The sequence below is a fragment of the Duganella qianjiadongensis genome (assembly GCF_009857915.1).
Taxonomy (GTDB): domain Bacteria; phylum Pseudomonadota; class Gammaproteobacteria; order Burkholderiales; family Burkholderiaceae_D; genus Rugamonas; species Rugamonas qianjiadongensis.
This window is the reverse complement of record NZ_WWCM01000003.1, coordinates 112934-129988: the sequence shown is the minus strand read 5'-3', so window position 1 is coordinate 129988 and position 17055 is coordinate 112934. Positions and strand designations below refer to the sequence as shown.

Genomic DNA, 17055 nt, shown 5'->3' with positions numbered 1-17055 from the left:
AAGCACGTGTTTCATGTCGTACTAGTTCAGCCGGAAATTCCACCGAATACGGGCAATGTGATCCGCCTGTGCGCCAATACGGGCGCGCAGCTGCATCTGATCGAACCGCTGGGCTTTCCGCTGGAAGACTCGAAACTCAAGCGCGCCGGACTCGACTACCACGAGTACGCGCGCATGAAAGTTCACCCCAGCTGGGAGGCTTTTCTGGCCGCAGTGCAGCCTGCCGCAGAGCGCATGTTCGCCATGACCACGCATGGTTCGTCGCCGTTTGCGCAGGCCAGTTTCCAGCCCGGCGACGTGTTTGTATTCGGTTCGGAAACGCGCGGCCTCGATCCGGCTCTGCGCGAAAGTTTTGCCCCGGCCCAGCGCATCCGCCTGCCCATGCGGCCTGACAACCGCAGCATGAATCTGTCGAACACGGTGGCCGTGGTGGTATTTGAAGCGTGGCGCCAGAACGGCTATGCCGGCGGCGCCTGAGCTGATAGTGCTTTAGCGCTGGTGCGCCCGCACTTTGGTGAGTAGCTTGGTAGTGGAGCGGTCGTGTTCGAATTCGATCGCTACGGCCTCGCCGCCGTAGGCCAGCACGGCCAGCCCTTCGGGAATTTCATCCATCCGGTAATCGCCGCCTTTGGCGTAGATTTCCGGACGCGCCGACAGCACGGCCTGCAAGGCCGTATCTTCATCGAACTCCACCACCAGATCGACCGACTCCAGCGCAGCCAGCACGGCCATACGGTCGGCGCAGTTGTTGAGCGGACGATCATCGCCTTTGCCCAGCCGCTTGACGGAGGCGTCGGTATTGGCCGCCACCACCAGCGACGCACCCAGCGCGCGCGCCTGCGCCAGATAGGTGACATGGCCGCGATGCAGTATGTCGAACACCCCGTTGGTCATCACCACGGGCTTGGGCAGCGCTGCCACACGCGCTGCCAGCTGATCGCGGCTACAGATTTTTTTCTCGAATTGTGGCATGGGCTACTTCCTTTAGTGATACTGAATCCGGTACTGCATCGTTACTTGCTATCTGCTTGCTGGTCGCCATCCGTCTCGTCCGCGTCGAGCTGCATGCTGAGCGTGCCGGACGGCGCGGCGGCACCATCTGCCGGCTCCTTGCGCCCGCCCTGCAGCTTGATCTGCAGGCGTAAGCCGTTCACCGAATCGGCATTGCGCAGCGCCTCTTCATAAGCGATGTAACCGCTATTATAAAGTTCATACAGCGCCTGGTCGAAGGTGCACATACCTAATTCGCGCGATTTGTGCATGATCTCCTTGATGTTCTGGAAGTTGCCCTTGAAGATCATCTCGGCAATGGTCGGCGTGTTAAGCAGAATTTCGATGGCTGCTTTGCGGCCCGCACCATCCTCGGTGCGGATCAGCCGCTGCGACACGATGGCGCGCAGATTCGACGACAGATCCATCAGCAACTGGTTGCGCCGCTCCTCGGGGAAGAAGTTGATGATGCGGTCCATGGTCTGGTTGGCATTGTTCGCATGCAGCGTGCCCAGACACAGGTGGCCCGTCTCGGCAAAGGCGATGGCATGCTCCATGGTCTCCGTGTCGCGGATTTCGCCGATCAGGATGACATCGGGCGCCTGCCGCAAGGTATTCTTCAGCGCGTTATGCCACGACAGCGTATCTACCCCCACTTCGCGGTGGGTAATCAGGCAGCCTTTATTCTTGTGCACGTACTCGACGGGATCTTCCACCGTGATGATGTGGCCGGCCGACTGGGCATTGCGGTAATCGATCATGGCGGCCAGCGTGGTGGACTTGCCCGAGCCTGTTCCACCCACCACCAGCACCAGCCCGCGCTTGCTCATGATCACATCTTTGAGCACCTCCGGCAGGGCCAGTTTTTCGAAGTTAGGAATTTCCGACGCGATAGTCCGGATCACCATGCCCACGCTCTGCTGCTGCACGAATACATTGACGCGGAAGCGGCAGACTTCGGGCAGCGCAATGGCGAAATTGCACTCCAGTTCAGCCTCGAATTCGCGCTGCTGCTTCTCGTTCATGATCGATAGCGCCAGCGCCCGCGTCACCGTTGCCGTCAGCTTCTGCTGGCTGAGCGGCTTCATCGCGCCCTGCGCTTTGACGCTGGGCGGGAAGTCGGCAGCAATAAACAGATCGGAAGCGCCCATGTGATGCATCACCTTGAGCAGCTTGTGCAGATAGGCTTGCGCCTCGTGCGGACCAAACTCGGTAGTCATATCAGCCTTTCGATGCTTCAGAGCAATCTCCATTATATCGGTGGCGGCGCGACAATCGGGCGAGATTTATTGCATACCAGCATAGGCTGTGTTCAAATACCTGCATGACCCTGACCGAACTGAAATACATCGTCGCAGTTGCACGAGCCAAGCACTTCGGCCACGCCGCCGAAGCGTGCTATGTCGCGCAGCCGACTCTTTCGGTCGCCATCAAGAAACTTGAAGACGAGCTGGGCGTGGTACTGTTCGAACGGGGCGGCGCCGAAATTTCCGTCACTCCGCTGGGCGCGCAGATCGTCGCCCAGGCCGAGCGCGTGCTGGAACAGACCGCCGCCATCAAGGAACTGGCCAAACAGAATAAAGACCCGCTGGCCGGCCCGCTGCGCCTCGGCGTGATCTACACCATCGGCCCCTATCTGCTGCCACCACTGGTCAAGGGCATGATAGACAAAGTGCCGCAGATGCCGCTGATCCTGCAGGAAAACTTTACCGTGCGCCTGCTGGAAATGCTGCGTCAGGGCGAACTCGATGCCGCCATCATGGCGCTGCCCCTGCCCGAGCACGGCATGGCCGTGCAGGCCCTGTACGACGAACCGTTTGTGGTGGCCATGCCAGCCCAGCACGCGTGGTGCAAGCGCCGCAGCATACCGGCTGACGATCTGAAGACGGAAAACATGCTGTTGCTCGGTAACGGCCACTGCTTCCGCGATCAGGTGCTGGAAGTCTGTCCCGAAATGGCGCGCTATGCCACGCCGGGCAACGGCATGCAGCGCACTTTCGAAGGCTCGTCGCTGGAGACCATACGCCACATGGTGGCCAGCGGCATAGGTCTGACCGTGCTGCCGCGCGCCTCCGTGCCCGATATGGACAGCAAGGACGGCATGCTGCAGTTCCGCCCGTTCGAACAGCCGGTGCCATCGCGCCGCGTGGTCATCGTCTGGCGCAAGAGCTTTACCCGCAAGGCCGCCATCGACGCCATCTGCGAAGTGGTAGCGGGCTGCAATCTGCCCGGCATTACACCCGTCAGCGGCGCCGCCTGAAACAGCGCAAGTGCTCAGGATTTGCGATAATCGCTACTTTCCCGTCCTGTAGCGCACACGATGAACAAGCTGGCACTGTATTACCGTCTGGTCCGACTCGATAAACCCATAGGCACGCTACTGCTGCTCTGGCCTACCCTGTGTGCGCTGTGGATGGCCTCGAACGGCCATCCCGACCCCATGCTGGTGCTGATCTTCTCGCTCGGTACCCTGCTGATGCGCTCGGCGGGCTGCGCCATCAACGATTACGCCGATCAGGACTTCGACAAATACGTGAAACGCACGGCCCAGCGGCCCATCACCAGTGGCCGCATCAGCGGCAAGGAAGCGCTGGCCATAGCCGGCTTGCTGGCCATCGTATCGTTCTGCCTGATCCTGCCGCTGAACACGCTGACCAGGCAGCTGTCGGTAGCGGCCGTGATCATTGCCGCCAGCTACCCCTACTTCAAGCGCTTCTTCGCCATCCCGCAGGCCTATCTGGGCATCGCCTTCGGCTTCGGCATGCCGATGGCATTTGCCGCCATCCAGAACCGCGTGCCGCCGGTGGCGTGGCTGCTCCTGCTGGGCAATGTATTCTGGGCCGTGGCCTACGATACCGCCTACGCCATGGTGGACCGCGACGATGACCTGAAGATAGGCATCAAGACTTCGGCCATCACCTTTGGCCGCTACGACGTGGCTGCCATCATGCTGTGCTACGCCGCCCATCTGGGCCTGCTGCTGGTATGCGGCCAGATGCTGGATATGGGCTGGTACTATCTGGGCGGCATCGTGGTGGCGGCTGTCATCGCGGGCTACCACTACACGCTGATCCGCACGCGCGAGCGCAACGCCTGTTTCTACGCCTTCCGCCACAACAACTGGCTGGGTGCCGCCGTATTCGCCGGCGTGCTGCTCGACTACGCGCTGCGCTAGCAGCCTGCCGCGCTGCGCCTTGCGCACAAGCAAACGCGCGCCGGTGCCACAACGGGCAGGCTACATTCGCAGCATGCAGCTAGGCACCACCCAACCACAGCGAGGACAGCATGGAACACAACCATCAGAATGGCAAAGATATTGCACAAAGCAAAGCCGCCAGCAGCAATGCGCGCGAACGCCTGATGAGCGAACTGAAAACCGCCATCGATGCAGCCGAAGGCTGGCTGCAGCAGGACGACGGCGAACACGACGGCGAGCACAACAGCAAAACCGGCGGCAGCACGACGCCCAGCGCCGCTCAGGCCCAGTTTCAGGAAACGCTGAGCACGGCCCGCAAAGACCTGCAACAACTGCAGCAAAGCCTGCAGGCGCGGGGGCGTAGCGCCGCTCAATCGGCGGGCGCCTATGTACAGGAAAATCCGTGGAAATCCGTCGCTCTGGGCGCAACGCTAGGCATCATTGCCGGTCTGCTGATTGCCCGCAAATAAGCTCCGGAGATCTCCCCGTTTAAGAGAGGATTGCTGCGCTGCTGTTACCAAGCATCTGATGCCTGCGCTCATGCATAGCCGGCAGAGCTATGTTATGACCTACTAAGGACAAAAGAAATGCTGAATAAATCTGACACGAAACTGATGCTGGCCATTGCCGTCATGGCCAGCTTCTGCGCCCCGGCTTATGCTGCCGATACGGCTCCGGGCTGGTTCAAAACCGGGGTGGATATTTTAGGAATGATCTTGCACTTCTTCCCCTAATCCTCCCCGCATCAGCCCCTAACCGAAGGACGTACACCAGCCTGCTGCCGCCACCAGCCGCCTGGGGAACAGCGGGCAGCCGCCCATGTCATTGGGGCCGTCCTCGTAGATCTGGCATTTGCCGCAGCGATCCCCCGGCTTGAAGTCGGGGAACTTCTTCTGGTCAACCTTGGTCGCGTCGTTCACATAGCTGAACTCGCGCGCCTGCGGCTCGTCCTCCCGCAAAGGCTGGCGGTCTTCGGCCAGCGCGCTGCGTGTGCTGATAGCGGCCAGCGCGGCGGCGCAGCTGCCCATGATGAATATCCGACGGTTCGTCATGTCTTCCCCTTGCTGATTTACATACAGACTTACACTAGTTTCATTCTGTCGCACCGGCGCCACAGGGCGAGGTGAAATGATACAACGTTGACCCTTAGTCATGTTCTATACTCGGCTGGCATTGCTTTAAATATCAAACAAAACCAACAACGAGGGGATGATATGGTTAAGGCTATACGCGTGCTCGCCATCTGCGGGGCCGTCACTGCTGCATTGGCTGGCTGCAGCAAATCCGAAGCGCCTGCCAGCGCCGACAAGGTCAGCGCCGATGCGGCGTTCCAGAAAAAACTGCAGGAACAGCTGCTCGATGCCCAACCGGGCAGCGTGATCGAGATTCCTGCCGGCAGCTACCACCTGAGCAGCGGCCTCACCCTGCGCGCCAACGGCGTGACCATACGCGGCGCCGGCATGGACAAAACCATACTCTCCTTCAAGGATCAGGTGGCCGGTCCGGAAGGCATGCTGGTCTACGCCAGCAACTTCACCATCGAAGGCCTGACCATCGAAGACTCCAAAGGCGATGGCCTGAAAATCAATGATGGCGACAACGTCACCATCCGCCAAGTCAAAGTGCAGTGGACCGGCGGTTCCAAAGTGAGCAACGGCGCCTACGGCATCTACCCCGTCAAAACCCGCAACGTGCTGATCGAAGACTGCGTGGCGATCGCTGCCTCCGATGCCGGCATCTACGTGGGCCAGTCGAACGGCGTGGTAGTGCGCCGCTCGCGCGCCGAACAGAATGTGGCCGGCATCGAAATCGAAAACACCGTCAATGCCGACGTGTACGACAACGTCGCCACGAACAACACCGGCGGCATACTGGTGTTTAATATGCCCAACCTGTCGCAGCCCGGCCATAGCACGCGCGTATTCAAGAACAAGGTAGACAAGAACAATCTCGGCAACTTCGCCGCACGCGGCACGGCCGTGGCCAGCGTGCCGGCCGGTTCCGGCATCGTCATCAACTCCAACTCGAAAGTGGAAATCTTCGATAACGACGTGAGCGACAACCAGACCGCCAACGTCATCATCTCCAGCTACCACTCCACCGGCTACTTCACCGAGAAAGGCGTCGCCGCCAACTATGACCCGTATCCCAAGGCCATCTACGTGTATGGCAACCGCTTCAAGGGCGGCGGCGACTCGCCCGACGGCCTCGATCTGAAAGCGCTGAAAATCGCCATGTATGGCCTGAGCGGCCACCTGCCCGATGTGCTGTGGGATGGCTATGTCGACACCAAACTGCTGGTAAAAGGCCAGCTGCCGGCCGAGCAGCGCATCTGCATCCAGAACGACGCCGAAGTGCTCAATGCCGACGGGCCAAACAAGTACAAAAATCCCAGCAAGGATAGCGCACCGTTCCGCTGCGAACTGGCCAAACTGCCGGCTGTCACGATCACCCAGCTTGCGGCGCAATCGTGATGCGGGGCCTGTGGAAACAAGGCGCCATCGCGCTAGCAATGGCGGCAGCTGCAGGCTTAACGCTGGGCGGCTGCACGCGCAGCGAACCTGCGGTGAGTTTTATCACGGAGGGGAATCCGCCCAAACTGAGCGACTGGCACCTGATGGCGGTGAATGGCGGGCGGCTCAATCTGAATGCGGGTGTGGTGCCCTATGATCTGAACACGCCGCTGTTTACCGACTACGCGCAGAAGCTGCGCACCATCTGGATGCCGCAAGGGGTAAGCGCCACTTACGACGCCGAGAACACATTCAACTTCCCCGTCGGTACCATCATCAGCAAAACCTTCTACTATCCCAGGGAAAGCGGCGGCGGCAAAGCCGTGCTGGCCACCTACGATAGCAGCCGCAATGGCGGCGACCGGCTAGCTCTGGACCAAGTGCGGCTGATGGAAACCCGCCTGCTGGTGCGCCGCGCCGATGGCTGGATCGCCCTGCCCTACGTCTGGAACGCCGAACAGACCGACGCCGTACTGGCCCGCACCGGCGAGCAGATTCCTGTCGAAGTGCTGCATGATGACCAGAGCCGCCAACCGCTCACCTATGTGGTGCCGAACGTGAACCAGTGCGCGGCCTGCCATGTGGCCGATATCAAATCGCGCCAGTTCCAGCCCATAGGCCCGAAAGCGCGCCACCTGAACCGCGACTATACGCATGAGGGTGTGAGCAGCAACCAGCTGGCCTACTTGGCCAGGATAGGCTACCTGCGCGGCCTGCCGGACGATCCGGCCAGGGCCGCACCGCGCAATGCCAACTGGCGCGACAGCAGCCAGCCGCTTGACGCGCGCGCCCGCGCCTATCTCGACATCAATTGCGCACACTGCCACAACGACAAGGGTGCCGCCAATACCACCGCGCTGCATCTGAATATGGGGGCACCGGCCAATCTGCATCTGGGTCTGTGCAAGCCGCCCGTGGCGGCGGGCGCCGGTACGGGCGGACACTCGTTCGGCATCTATCCGGGCAAGCCGGATGAATCCATCATGGTGTACCGCTTGAACAGCGCCGAAACGGGGGTGATGATGCCGGAGCTGGGCCGCGGATCGGTGCACCGCGAAGGCGTGGCACTGATCCGCGAGTGGATCGCCGCCATGAAACAGGGCTGCGATCAGCGCTGAGGCCTTGCCGGCTTGGTTTAGCTGGCCGCGCCCAGCTCGTCGCCCATTTCCTTGCCGCGTGCGGCGGCGGCCTTCATAGCGCGGATAATCGCCGGTTTGACACCGGCCGCTTCCATGCTGGTCAGCGCAGCATAGGTGGTGCCGCCTTTGGACGTGACCCGTTCACGCAGCAGCGTAACCGGTTCGTCCGACTGCTGCGCCAGCTGCGCTGCGCCGGTAAAGGTCGCCATGGCCAGCTGCTGGCCCTGTTCGGCGCTCAGGCCCATTTCCTGTGCCGCCTGCTGCATCGCTTCGATGAAGTAGAACACATAGGCGGGACCGCTGCCGGAGACTGCCGTCACGGCGTCGATCTGGGCTTCGTCATCCAGCCACACGGTAGGACCGACGGCGCGCAGAATATCATCAGCCGCCTGTTTCTGCGCGGCGCTCACGCCGGCCGTGGCCACCATGCCGGTAATGCCCATGCCGATCAGCGCAGGGGTATTCGGCATGCAGCGCACGATGGCGCCATAACCGCCCAGCCAGCGCGACAGATCGGCGCCACGGATACCGGCGGCGATCGACACGATCAGCGGCTGGCGTGCCGGCTGCGCCTGCAACAAGGGCAGCAACTGGGCAGCGACAGCGCGCATGGACTGCGGCTTCACCGCCAGCACGATGACATCGGCGCCAGCCGCCACCGCATCGGCCTGCGCCGCCGTGGTGACGCCGAACTGCCGCTGCAGCCGCGCCAGCGCTTGCTCGCTGGGGTCGGCCACATGGATGTTCGCGCCAGCCGTCAGTTTGTTAGCCAGTCCTGCGATCAGGGCAGAGGCCATATTGCCGCCGCCGATAAATGCGATTTTCATACTAGTCATACTCAGGCCTTGTGATAATTTCGTGATCCAAAAATGGCGCTGCCGACGCGCACGATGGTGGCGCCCTCGACGATGGCGGCGCGCAGATCGGCTGACATGCCCATCGACAGGGTATCGAGTGCCAGCCCTTCGGCACGCAACTGTTGGTACAGCGCCCGCAGCGCGGCAAACGCCGCACGCTGCTGGGCATAGTCCTCGACCGGCTCAGGGATCGCCATCAGGCCACGCAAGGTCAGATTGGGCAGCGCGGCAACCTTGTGGGCCAGCGCCGATAATTCCTGCGGGGTTACGCCGCTTTTACTGGCCTCCCCGCTGATATTCACCTGCAGACAGATCTGCAGCGGTGCCAGCCCGGCCGGACGCTGCTCCGACAGGCGCTGGGCGATTTTCTCCCGCTCCACCGTATGCACCCAGTCGAAGTGCTCGGCGATGGGGCGCGTTTTGTTACTCTGGATAGGGCCGATGAAATGCCACTCCAGTGCCGTTGCGCCAGCCTCCTGCACGGCCCTGATCTTGTCCACGCCCTCCTGCAGATAGTTCTCGCCGAAGGCACGCTGCCCGGCGGCCACCGCCTCCAGCACGGCATCGGCGCCAAAGGTCTTGGAGACGGCGAGCAGCTGCACGGACGCGGCCGGACGACCGGATTCTTGCGCGGCGGCAACAATAGTGGCGGCGATCGCTTGCAAGTTGTGGGGAATCAGAGACATAATCAGTAGGTAAACGTTGTAAACCGGCAAGCGTCATAGCGGCGCTTCACCATGTCAGGCACAGGGATTATAAATGGACATCACCGAGCTACTCGCATTCTCCGTCAAGAACAAAGCCTCGGACCTGCACCTGTCCGCCGGATTGCCGCCCATGATACGGGTGCACGGCGACGTGCGCCGCATCAATCTGCCGCCGCTCGAACACAAAGACGTGCACGGCATGATCTATGACATCATGAACGATGCCCAGCGCAAGGCCTACGAGGAAATGCTGGAGTGCGATTTCTCCTTCTCGATTCCCGGTCTGGCCCGTTTCCGGGTGAACGCCTACAACCAGGAACGCGGTGCCTCCGCCGTACTGCGCACCATCCCTTCCAAAATCCTGACGCTGGAAGAACTCAACGCACCGAAAATCTTTTCCGACTTTGCGCTCAAGCCGCGCGGTCTGGTGCTGGTGACGGGGCCTACCGGCTCCGGCAAATCCACCACGCTGGCAGCCATGGTCAACCATCTCAACGAAAACGAGTATGGCCACATTCTGACCATCGAAGACCCGATCGAATTCGTGCACGAATCGAAGAAATGCCTGATCAACCAGCGCGAAGTGGGCCCGCACACGCTGTCGTTCAATAACGCGCTGCGCTCGGCCCTGCGGGAAGACCCCGATGCCATCCTGATCGGCGAGATGCGCGATCTGGAAACCATCCGGCTGGCTCTGTCGGCGGCCGAGACGGGCCACCTCGTATTCGGCACTCTGCACACCTCGTCGGCGGCCAAGACCATAGACCGTATCGTCGACGTATTCCCGGCCGACGAAAAGGAAATGGTGCGCGCCATGCTGTCGGAATCGCTGCAGGCAGTGATTTCGCAGACCCTGCTGAAAACCAAGGATGGCAGCGGCCGCGTGGCCGCGCATGAAATCATGGTGGCCACACCGGCCATCCGCAACCTGATCCGCGAAGCCAAGGTGGCGCAGATGTATTCGGCCATCCAGACCGGCAGCAATGTCGGCATGCAGACGCTGGACCAGAACCTCAGCGATCTGGTGCGGCGTAACGTCATCAGCGCGGCCGCGGCACGCAGCGCAGCCAAGTCACCCGACAACTTCCCCGGTTAATCGTTACAAGGACGCGCCATGGAACGCGATCAGGCCTCCAAATTCATGTTCGACCTGTTGCGCCTGATGACCAGCAAACAGGGCTCGGACCTGTTCATCACAGCCGGCTTCCCGCCCGCCATCAAGATCGACGGCAAGCTCACGCCCGTGTCGTCGCAGGCGCTGACGGCAGCGCACACCACCGATCTGGCCCGTTCCATCATGAACGACAAGCAGGCCGCCACCTTCGAACTGACCAAGGAAGCCAACTTCGCTATCAGCCCCGGCGATCTGGGCCGCTTCCGCGTTTCGGCGCTGGTGCAGATGGGTTCCGTGGCCATGGTGCTGCGCACGATTAACACCGAGATTCCCCAGCTGGAAAACCTCGGCCTGCCGCCGGTGCTGAAAGATATCGTGCTGGCCAAGCGCGGCCTCGTCATCATGGTGGGTGCTACCGGCTCCGGCAAATCGACCACGCTGGCGGCCATGGTGGGCCACCGCAACGAGCATAGCTACGGCCACATCATCACCATCGAAGATCCGGTCGAATACGTGCACCCGCACCGCAACTGCATCGTCACCCAGCGCGAAGTGGGGGTCGATACGGAAGACTGGGAAGTGGCGCTGAAAAACTCCTTGCGGCAGGCGCCGGACGTGATCCAGATCGGCGAGATCCGCGACCGTGCAACCATGGACCACGCCATCGCCTTTGCCGAGACGGGCCACCTGTGTCTGGCCACGCTGCACGCCAATAGCGCCAATCAGGCACTGGACCGCATCATCAACTTCTTCCCCGAAGAGCGCCGTCAGCAGCTGCTGATGGACCTGTCGCTGAACCTGAAAGGCATGGTGTCGCAGCGCCTGATTCCGCGCAAATCCGGCGCGGGCCGCGTGGTGGCCATCGAGATCCTGCTCAATTCGCCGCTGATCTCGGACCTGATCTTCAAGGGCCAGATCCACGACATCAAGGAGCTGATGAAAAAATCGCGCGAACTGGGCATGCAGACCTTCGACCAGTCGCTATTCGACCTGCACGAAGCCGATCTGATTAGCTACGAAGACGCGCTGCGCAATGCGGATTCCGTCAACGATCTGCGCCTCGCCATCAAACTGGAAAGTAAAACCGCGCGCAACCGCGACCTGAGCGCCGGCACCGAACACTTAGGCATAATCTGATGAGCACAATTTTCGACTACAGCGCCGATACGCTGGGCGGCATGCCCGCCAGCCTTGCACAATACCGTGGTCAGGTTCTCCTGATCGTCAACACTGCCAGCCAGTGCGGCTTTACGCCCCAGTACAAAGGGCTGGAGGCGGTCTACCAGCAGTTTAAAGAGCGCGGCGTCAGCGTGCTCGGTTTCCCCTGCAACCAGTTCGGTCAGCAGGAGCCGGGACAGGCCGACGAGATAGGCGCTTTCTGCGAAAAGAACTACGGCGTCACTTTCCCCCTGTTCGCCAAGGTCGACGTGAACGGCGAGCAGGCCCACCCGCTGTTCAAGCAGCTCAAGAAGGACGCGCCCGGCATACTGGGCACCCAGGCCATCAAATGGAACTTCACCAAATTCCTCGTGCGTAAAGATGGCCGCGTCTACAAGCGCTATGCCCCCACCACCACACCGGAAGAACTGATCGCTGACATCGAAACCCTGCTCGCCGAATAGACCGCCATGCCAGCACACGACGGGAACCAGCGCCCATGACGCTGTACGAAAGAATACAGTCGCGCTGGATGCGCACGGGCATGTACGCCCGCATGTTTATCCCGGTTTTCATCATCATCCTGATCGCGCTGAGTGTGCGCTACTCCATGTTGTACGGCAACGAGACGGCGTATGCCCAGCAGCGCTACCTGCGCGACGCGGGCGACCTGCTCACCTATATGCACAAGGCGCTGCTGCCGGCACTGCAGGTACGCGACCGCGCTGCACTCGATAACACGCTGGCCAGCGCCATGCTGCTGGAAGCCGATCTGGCTGCCGCCCACCTTGATTATCCGGGCGGCCATCTGGAAGCGCTGCGCAGCCAGCCCACCCAGGCAGAATATCCGCTCTGGTTTGCCCGCCTGGGCGGCATCACGCCGCAGCAGCGCACACTCGATCTGGGCAACGCTAAACTGGTACTGAGCTTCGTCCCCACCCTGCCGCTGACGCAGGTGTGGCGCACGCTGCGCCAGCAGGCCGTGATCACGGCGGGCAATATCACCATCATCTACACCCTGCTCGGCCTGCTCATCTACGCCAATACCCGCATGCTGCGCCGCGTAACCGACGGCACGGCACGTTTTCAGGATGGCGACTACGGCGTGCGCCTGCCTGTCACCGGCACACTGGAAGCGCGCACGCTGGCCATCACCTTCAACAATATGGCGCAGCGCATGCAGTCGCTGGTACACAAGCTGCAGCAAAGCCAGAGCCAGCTCAGCGCCCAGCTGGCGCAGACCCTGCAGGTACAGGCATCGCTGCAAACGGAAAAGGAGCGTATCGAAGTCACGCTGGCGTCGATCGGCGATGCCGTCATCACCACCGACCTGTCCGGCCGGATTGCCAGCATCAACGTCATGGCGCAGCAGCTGACGGGCTGGCAGGAAGACCGTGCGTGCGGCATGGAACTGCATCAGGTGTTTGTACTGGCGAATAACTTCGGCCAGCACTCGCTACTCAAATCCATGGCCGCCATCTATGCAGGCAGCTCGGTGATCAAGGTCGGCAACCAGAGTATGCGCAACCGCAACGGCCAGCTCTACACGGTGGAATACACGGCCAATGCCATCCGCTCGGCCGAAGACGAGATACAGGGCGCCGTGCTGGTATTCCGCGACGTGACGGAACGGCGCCAGCTGATGCAGCAGATTTCGTGGCAGAGCAGCCATGACCTGCTGACCGGCCTGCCCAACCGCACGGCACTCACCACCCGCTTCGAGCAGGAAGTGTTCCGCGCACGCGAGGAGAGCTATGCGCTGGCGGTCTGTCTGTTCGATCTGGACCGCTTCCAGCAGGTCAACGATACGCTGGGCCAGCACATCGGCGACGAAGTGCTCAAGCAGGCCGCCAGCCGTCTGCACGACTTTGCCGGTCCGCGCCATTACGTGGCCCGCCTCGGCGGCGACGAATTCGTCATGCTGCTGCCCAAACTGGATAACCGCCTTGCTACCGAACAGGCACTCGAACGTCTGCTGGCCGAACTGTCGCGCCCCTATCTGTGCAACGGCCAGCAGGTCAGCATGTCGGCCAGCGCCGGCGTCACCCTCTACAGCGGCAGCGAGGTCAGTGCCGACAGCCTGCTGCGGCAGGCCGATCAGGCGCTGTATCAGGCCAAGATCACGGGCCGTAACCGCGCCCACTTCTTCGACGCCGATCTGGACGAACAGGTACGCACCCACCACAACCGCCGCACCGAAGTGCGTGCTGCCGTGCGCGCCGGCGAGCTGCGCCTGTACTACCAGCCCAAGCTCGATATGCGCAAAGGCCGCATCATCGGCATGGAAGCACTGGTGCGCTGGGCACATCCGGAACGGGGCATCATCGGCCCGATGGAATTCCTGCCCATCGTCGAGCATAGCGATGTCATCGTCGATATCGGCGAATGGGTGCTGCGCGAAGCGCTGCGCCAGCTGCAGCAGTGGCGCAGCTTCGATGCCGAGTGGGTGGTCAGCGTGAACATCGCCGCGCGCCACTTCCAGCGCGCCGACTTCGTGCCCAAGCTGAAGGCTATCCTGTCCGAATTCCCCGATGTCCCCGCCCACATGCTGGAGCTGGAAATACTGGAATCATCGGCGCTCAGCGATATGGCCCATGTACGCAACATCATGCTCGACTGTCAGGCGCTGGGCATCAGCTTCGCGCTCGATGACTTCGGCACCGGCTATTCGTCGATGTCCTACCTCAAGCGCCTGCCGGCCGACGTGCTGAAGATAGACCAGAGCTTTGTACGCAATATGCTGGTGGACCGCGATGACCTGCATCTGGTCAGCGCCGTGATCGGACTGGCCCGTTCCTTCGGTCTGGGCGTGATCGCCGAAGGCGTGGAAACGATAGAACATGGCGCCATGCTGATGCGGCTGGGCTGCGATCTGGTGCAGGGCTACGGCATTGCGCGCCCCATGCCGGCGGGCGAAGTGCAGCCGTGGGTGGACAATTTCGGCAGCGCCGCCGTGTGGCAGGCTGCCGCGCAACTGCCGCCCATCGTCAACCTGCACCACGAGCAAATCCATGTACTGGGTACGGGCCAGATTCCGGCCTTGCAGCAAAGCTAGTTCAGCGCCCGGTCCAGCAGTTCTATCCAGTGCATGACGGGCGTCTCGGTGCCAGTCTGCAGATGCGCGCTGCAGCCTACATTGGCCGAGACGATGGTGCTGGCGCCCGTATCAGCGAGATGGGCCAGCTTGCGGTCACGCAGCTGGCGCGATAGCTCTGGCTGCAGCAGCGAATAACTGCCTGCCGAGCCGCAGCACAGGTGGCTATCTGCGCACAGCACCACATCCACCCCGACCGCACGCAGTATCGCTTCTACCTTGCCGCGAATCTGCTGGCCGTGCTGCAGCGTGCACGGCGGATGGTAGGCCACCCGTTGGTTCAGGCGGGTACGCACAGCCAGTTCGGTTTCAAACTCCGCCAGCACTTCGCTCAGGTCGTGCGTGGCGGCGGCCACCTGCTGCGCCTTGGCGGCATAAGCTGCATCGTGCGCCAGCAGATGGCCGTAATCCTTGACGGTGGCGCCGCAACCGGACGCCGTCATCACGATAGCCTCGACCGAACCATCCTGCAGCATGGGCCACCATGCATCGACATTGCGCCGCATATCATCGAGCGCTGCGTCATGCTCGTTAAGGTGGTGACGCAAGGCGCCGCAGCAGCCGGCGCGCGGCGCCACCAGCAGCTGCACGCCCAGGGCATCGAGCACACGCGCCGAAGCCGCATTGATATTGGGCGCCATGGCTGGCTGCGCACAACCATCGAGCACCAGCATCTTGCGGGCATGACTGCGCGTGGGCCACTGGCCGGGATGCTGGCGTGCCGGCAGCTTGTCCTGCATGGCAGGCGATAGCAGCGGCTTGGCCAGTCGCCCCACCGCCAGCGCTGCGCCGAACACCGCTTTGCGGGAGACACCTTCGCGCACCAGCAAGCGCTTCATGCGCTCCATGAAAGGCCGCTGTACGCGCTGCTCCACCACCTTGCGGCCGATATCGACCAGACGGCTGTATTTCACGCCGGACGGACAGGTGGTTTCACAGTTGCGGCAGGTCAGGCAGCGGTCCAGATGCTGCTGGGTTTTAGCCGTGACCGGTGCCCCCTCCAGCACCTGCTTGATCAGGTAGATGCGGCCGCGCGGGCCGTCCAGTTCATCACCCAGCAACTGATAGGTGGGACAGGTGGCTGTGCAGAAGCCGCAATGCACGCAGGCGCGCAGAATGGCATCGGCCTCTTCGCCTTCGCGGGTATTGCGGATGAAGTCAGCAAGATTAGTCTGCATGGCGCTCTCAGTACATGCGGCCGGGGTTGAAGATACCGGCGGCATCGAACGATGCTTTCAGCCGTTCGTGGATGCGCATCAGCGGCGCGGCGAGCGGATGGAATACGCCGACAGGCTTATGCGCGCTGCGGTACAGCGTGGCATGGCCGCCCGCAGCGGCCACCGTGCGGCGTATCGTCTCTGCCTGCGCCGCATCCACCGCAGCCATTCTGAGCCAGCGCTGCGCGCCGCCCCATTCGATCAGCTGCTCGCCGCCCAGAATCACGGCACTGGCCGCCGATGGCAGCGACAATCGCCACAGGCAGCCGCCGCTAAAGTGCGGGTGAGTCTGATCGCGCAGCGAGGCCCAGTAGGCGTCGGCATGTTCGAGCGGTGCGCCGCCCATGCGCTGCTGTGCTGCCGCCACAGCCGCCCGTGCGCCCGACAGGCGCACCGCCAGCACACCCTGATGCCAGCAGCTGGCCGAAATAGGCAAAGGCTGGCCGGCCCATTCGTTGAGGCGGCGCAGCGCATCGATTTCGCTCAGCTCGAAGCGCAGACTGGTTTCGCATAATGGCAGCGGCAGCACCTTGAGCGAGACTTCGAGTATCAGCCCCAGCGTGCCGAGCGAACCGGCCAGCAGGCGCGATACGTCATAGCCTGCCACGTTTTTCATTACCTGCCCGCCGAAACGCAGCATGGTGCCCTGCCCGTCCATCAGCACGGCGCCCAGCACGAAATCACGCACGGCGCCTGCACTGGCACGGCGCGGACCGGACAGCGCACTGGCGACCACGCCGCCTATGGTGGAATCGGCGCCAAAACGGGGCGGCTCGAAGGCGAGCATCTGCTGGTGTTCGGCCAGCAGCGCTTCGATCTCGGCCAGCGGTGTACCGCAGCGCACGGTAATCACCAGTTCGGTCGGTTCATAGGACACAACGCCGGCGTAGGCGCGGGTGTCGAGTACTTCGCCTTGCGGCGGCTGGCCATACCAGTCCTTGGTACCGCCGCCGCGCAGGCAGAGCGGCGTGCCGGCAGCACTGGCCGCGCGGATACGCTCGCCAAATTGCGCGGCAATGGCAGCGTAGTCCTTGCTTGGCATATTCGCTATGGTCATCATCGCCCCGACT

The 17055-nt window shown here is 62.2% G+C and carries 18 protein-coding genes; 11 read left to right on the top strand and 7 right to left on the bottom strand.

All coding sequences use genetic code 11. The annotated features are described in order from the left end of the window. Positions 1 to 6 precede the first annotated feature (6 nt). The gene (gene trmL / locus GTP27_RS06270; protein ID WP_161038327.1) at positions 7 to 477 is read left to right on the top strand and encodes a tRNA (uridine(34)/cytosine(34)/5-carboxymethylaminomethyluridine(34)-2'-O)-methyltransferase TrmL; all 471 of its coding nucleotides are present in this window, start codon (positions 7 to 9) and stop codon (positions 475 to 477) included. A gap of 12 nt (positions 478 to 489) precedes the next feature. Here the strand turns inward: trmL and rfaE2 are convergent, their stop codons facing one another. Both rfaE2 and GTP27_RS06260 read right to left on the bottom strand, forming a co-directional pair. Further along, positions 490 to 972, bottom strand: coding sequence for a D-glycero-beta-D-manno-heptose 1-phosphate adenylyltransferase (rfaE2, locus tag GTP27_RS06265; RefSeq protein WP_161038326.1), 483 nt, complete (start codon positions 970 to 972; stop codon positions 490 to 492). Positions 973 to 1013: 41 nt separating this feature from the next. Further along, positions 1014 to 2210 carry a PilT/PilU family type 4a pilus ATPase gene (locus tag GTP27_RS06260; protein WP_161038325.1) on the bottom strand — a complete coding sequence of 399 codons (1197 nt, stop codon included), beginning with the start codon at positions 2208 to 2210 and terminating at the stop codon, positions 1014 to 1016. A 104-nt stretch (positions 2211 to 2314) separates the two neighbouring features. Here GTP27_RS06260 and GTP27_RS06255 point away from each other — a divergent pair, with 104 nt between their 5' ends. From GTP27_RS06255 to GTP27_RS06240, 4 genes are all read left to right on the top strand, one after another. After that, positions 2315 to 3250 (top strand): hydrogen peroxide-inducible genes activator, encoded by a 936-nt coding sequence (locus GTP27_RS06255; protein ID WP_161038324.1) that lies wholly within the window; start codon positions 2315 to 2317, stop codon positions 3248 to 3250. A gap of 60 nt (positions 3251 to 3310) precedes the next feature. Beyond that, complete coding sequence (gene ubiA, locus GTP27_RS06250) at positions 3311 to 4165, top strand: 4-hydroxybenzoate octaprenyltransferase (protein WP_161038323.1); 855 nt, start codon at positions 3311 to 3313, stop codon at positions 4163 to 4165. A 110-nt stretch (positions 4166 to 4275) separates the two neighbouring features. Next, entirely contained in the window at positions 4276 to 4656 is a 381-nt protein-coding gene (locus tag GTP27_RS06245) for an ElaB/YgaM/YqjD family protein (RefSeq protein ID WP_161038322.1), read from the top strand. Positions 4657 to 4773: 117 nt separating this feature from the next. Beyond that, on the top strand, positions 4774 to 4920 hold the full coding sequence (locus GTP27_RS06240) for a hypothetical protein (protein WP_161038321.1): 147 nt from the start codon (positions 4774 to 4776) through the stop codon (positions 4918 to 4920). A gap of 18 nt (positions 4921 to 4938) precedes the next feature. Here the strand turns inward: GTP27_RS06240 and GTP27_RS06235 are convergent, their stop codons facing one another. Next, positions 4939 to 5238 (bottom strand): high-potential iron-sulfur protein, encoded by a 300-nt coding sequence (locus GTP27_RS06235; protein WP_161038320.1) that lies wholly within the window; start codon positions 5236 to 5238, stop codon positions 4939 to 4941. Positions 5239 to 5400: 162 nt separating this feature from the next. Here GTP27_RS06235 and GTP27_RS06230 point away from each other — a divergent pair, with 162 nt between their 5' ends. Together GTP27_RS06230 and GTP27_RS06225 are read left to right on the top strand one after the other, a co-directional pair. After that, positions 5401 to 6660 (top strand): parallel beta-helix domain-containing protein, encoded by a 1260-nt coding sequence (locus GTP27_RS06230; RefSeq protein WP_161038319.1) that lies wholly within the window; start codon positions 5401 to 5403, stop codon positions 6658 to 6660. Beyond that, the gene (locus GTP27_RS06225) at positions 6660 to 7817 is read left to right on the top strand and encodes an SO2930 family diheme c-type cytochrome (RefSeq protein ID WP_229633506.1); all 1158 of its coding nucleotides are present in this window, start codon (positions 6660 to 6662) and stop codon (positions 7815 to 7817) included. Before GTP27_RS06230 ends, GTP27_RS06225 begins: the two co-directional genes overlap by 1 nt. A 17-nt stretch (positions 7818 to 7834) precedes the next feature. Here GTP27_RS06225 and proC read toward each other — a convergent pair whose 3' ends face one another. Both proC and GTP27_RS06215 read right to left on the bottom strand, forming a co-directional pair. Continuing rightward, positions 7835 to 8665, bottom strand: a complete 831-nt coding sequence (proC, locus tag GTP27_RS06220; protein WP_161038318.1) for a pyrroline-5-carboxylate reductase — start codon at positions 8663 to 8665, stop codon at positions 7835 to 7837. Between the two features lie 11 nt (positions 8666 to 8676). Beyond that, on the bottom strand, positions 8677 to 9381 hold the full coding sequence (locus tag GTP27_RS06215; protein ID WP_161038317.1) for a YggS family pyridoxal phosphate-dependent enzyme: 705 nt from the start codon (positions 9379 to 9381) through the stop codon (positions 8677 to 8679). Between the two features lie 73 nt (positions 9382 to 9454). On the opposite strand from GTP27_RS06215, the gene GTP27_RS06210 reads away from it, so the two are divergent. Genes GTP27_RS06210 through GTP27_RS06195 form a run of 4 tightly spaced genes read left to right on the top strand, consistent with a single transcriptional unit; the run spans position 9455 to position 14729 of the window. Next, the gene (locus GTP27_RS06210) at positions 9455 to 10498 is read left to right on the top strand and encodes a type IV pilus twitching motility protein PilT (RefSeq protein ID WP_161038316.1); all 1044 of its coding nucleotides are present in this window, start codon (positions 9455 to 9457) and stop codon (positions 10496 to 10498) included. Between the two features lie 18 nt (positions 10499 to 10516). Next, entirely contained in the window at positions 10517 to 11653 is a 1137-nt protein-coding gene (locus GTP27_RS06205) for a PilT/PilU family type 4a pilus ATPase (protein WP_161038315.1), read from the top strand. Next, the gene (locus GTP27_RS06200) at positions 11653 to 12138 is read left to right on the top strand and encodes a glutathione peroxidase (protein ID WP_161038314.1); all 486 of its coding nucleotides are present in this window, start codon (positions 11653 to 11655) and stop codon (positions 12136 to 12138) included. Before GTP27_RS06205 ends, GTP27_RS06200 begins: the two co-directional genes overlap by 1 nt. A 35-nt stretch (positions 12139 to 12173) precedes the next feature. Beyond that, complete coding sequence (locus tag GTP27_RS06195; protein WP_229633464.1) at positions 12174 to 14729, top strand: EAL domain-containing protein; 2556 nt, start codon at positions 12174 to 12176, stop codon at positions 14727 to 14729. Here GTP27_RS06195 and glcF read toward each other — a convergent pair. Both glcF and glcE read right to left on the bottom strand, forming a co-directional pair. Then, positions 14726 to 15946, bottom strand: a complete 1221-nt coding sequence (glcF, locus tag GTP27_RS06190) for a glycolate oxidase subunit GlcF (protein ID WP_161038313.1) — start codon at positions 15944 to 15946, stop codon at positions 14726 to 14728. The two genes, GTP27_RS06195 and glcF, sit on opposite strands and share 4 nt — an antisense overlap. A 7-nt stretch (positions 15947 to 15953) precedes the next feature. Further along, positions 15954 to 17045, bottom strand: a complete 1092-nt coding sequence (gene glcE, locus GTP27_RS06185; RefSeq protein WP_371865889.1) for a glycolate oxidase subunit GlcE — start codon at positions 17043 to 17045, stop codon at positions 15954 to 15956. Positions 17046 to 17055 lie beyond the last annotated feature (10 nt).